Source organism: Sphaerospermopsis reniformis (assembly GCF_005402885.1).
GTDB lineage: Bacteria > Cyanobacteriota > Cyanobacteriia > Cyanobacteriales > Nostocaceae > Sphaerospermopsis > Sphaerospermopsis kisseleviana.
Genome location: NZ_BJCE01000483.1, coordinates 1 through 1,280, shown reverse-complemented (window position 1 = coordinate 1,280; position 1,280 = coordinate 1). Strand labels below are relative to the sequence as shown.

Here is a 1,280-nt window from a genome sequence, read left to right as displayed (position 1 = left end):
AACTTTATATTACCTTGTTAATATCACCTTTTTCGGTATTCATATAAGTTGCATTTTGTCAAATTAAATTAGATGCGTTTCCCCTGGTCTGACACTGATTCATGATTTGTATCTACATTATCTGGAAAAGTGAAAATTTCGCCTAAAATTAAATCACTATTTGCAATCATAGTATTTATTCCTTATATTACAAGATTTCATTTTTAATTATAATCTGTCTTACCTCCTCTTCCCAATTTTCGTCATTAGGATTAATAGTAATCATCTTTCCTTCAGACTTTGAACGATCTACATAAGCATGAAACGCTGCAATATCGTTTCTGTGAGTGAGAACATAACGACGTAACTCTTTTAGAGTCATTGCTTGATAATTAACCAATGTCATCTTTTCCCAACACCCCTTTTTCATTACTAAAACGCTGCAAAAACTCAGGATAATTCATCAAATCATCAACAGATGCAGAAGGCGACATTTCCACCTAATTTCCCTCAGCATTCAACTTATCTACATAAAAATAAAACGCCTCTTGATCATGCCGATGCGATAAAACATAAGCACGTAATTCCTTCATACTCATAGTTTTAAAATCAAGCTTTCTCATAAAAAATACCCCCATTTACCATTGGAATCTATTTAAACCAATTCTTCAGCTAAAAGCCTACCTTCAACTGGTTCATATTCATCTTCCAATAACCATAACTGAGCAGCTTCATAACTATTACTAGAAAATACAACCTTATCACCCTGTTTTGGATCATAAATTTGACAGTTTCCCTCACTATCACAAAGTAATAACAGAATGTATGGAGGCGATAACATCGGATCTATCCATACTTCTGTAAATTCCCAATTATTCTTCACTAGGTCTGGTGCGGGGTATGACGTGGTATTGGTTGTCTGCATTGATTTTTATCTCCCCATAGTAAAGTGGAATAGTGGGAATATTGCTACCATCTGGACTAATTCTATAACCTATTGGTTCAGTAAAAAACATTCCATAGCGTTCATAGTCTCGAACAATGCCGATAAACTCACCTTTTTCTATTATGCACTGAGCAACTTGATTCATGGTATTTTCATCGTTAAATACATGAGCAGCTTGTCCTTTTTTTAGAAGTCTTTGCATTTGCAGTGTTCCTGGTAAATGCTTGGCAATAGACCTGTCCGAAAATTAAAAAGGCAGTCTGTGTATGGCTTTGAGGATGTTCTCATTTCAGCCAGACTTGACGTAATCATCAGGGCTAGAGATAGTTACTGTTAGTATAGCCCGGAAAAAATG

4 protein-coding genes are annotated in these 1,280 nt (G+C 35.1%); all 4 read right to left on the bottom strand.

All coding sequences use genetic code 11. The annotated features are described in order from the left end of the window. Positions 1 to 187 precede the first annotated feature (187 nt). A complete protein-coding gene (locus tag FFR48_RS27885; RefSeq protein ID WP_236104230.1) occupies positions 188 to 409 on the bottom strand; it encodes a DUF6887 family protein in 222 nt (73 codons plus the stop codon). Positions 410 to 479: 70 nt separating this feature from the next. Then, the gene (locus FFR48_RS30320; RefSeq protein WP_268932478.1) at positions 480 to 602 is read right to left on the bottom strand and encodes a DUF6887 family protein; all 123 of its coding nucleotides are present in this window, start codon (positions 600 to 602) and stop codon (positions 480 to 482) included. 32 nt (positions 603 to 634) lie between these two features. Continuing rightward, positions 635 to 904 carry a hypothetical protein gene (locus FFR48_RS27875; RefSeq protein ID WP_096571107.1) on the bottom strand — a complete coding sequence of 90 codons (270 nt, stop codon included), beginning with the start codon at positions 902 to 904 and terminating at the stop codon, positions 635 to 637. Beyond that, positions 852 to 1,127, bottom strand: a complete 276-nt coding sequence (locus tag FFR48_RS27870; RefSeq protein ID WP_236104229.1) for a DUF6972 family protein — start codon at positions 1,125 to 1,127, stop codon at positions 852 to 854. The genes FFR48_RS27875 and FFR48_RS27870 overlap by 53 nt, the downstream gene beginning before the upstream one ends. Positions 1,128 to 1,280 lie beyond the last annotated feature (153 nt).

Bases quoted from the DNA above. Each gene is read 5' to 3' on its own strand.
- FFR48_RS27885 (WP_236104230.1), bottom strand. From the start codon at position 409: ATGAAAAAGGGGTGTTGGGAAAAGATGACATTGGTTAATTATCAAGCA.
- FFR48_RS30320 (WP_268932478.1), bottom strand. From the start codon at position 602: ATGAGAAAGCTTGATTTTAAAACTATGAGTATGAAGGAATTACGTGCT.
- FFR48_RS27875 (WP_096571107.1), bottom strand. From the start codon at position 904: ATGCAGACAACCAATACCACGTCATACCCCGCACCAGACCTAGTGAAG.
- FFR48_RS27870 (WP_236104229.1), bottom strand. From the start codon at position 1,127: ATGCAAAGACTTCTAAAAAAAGGACAAGCTGCTCATGTATTTAACGAT.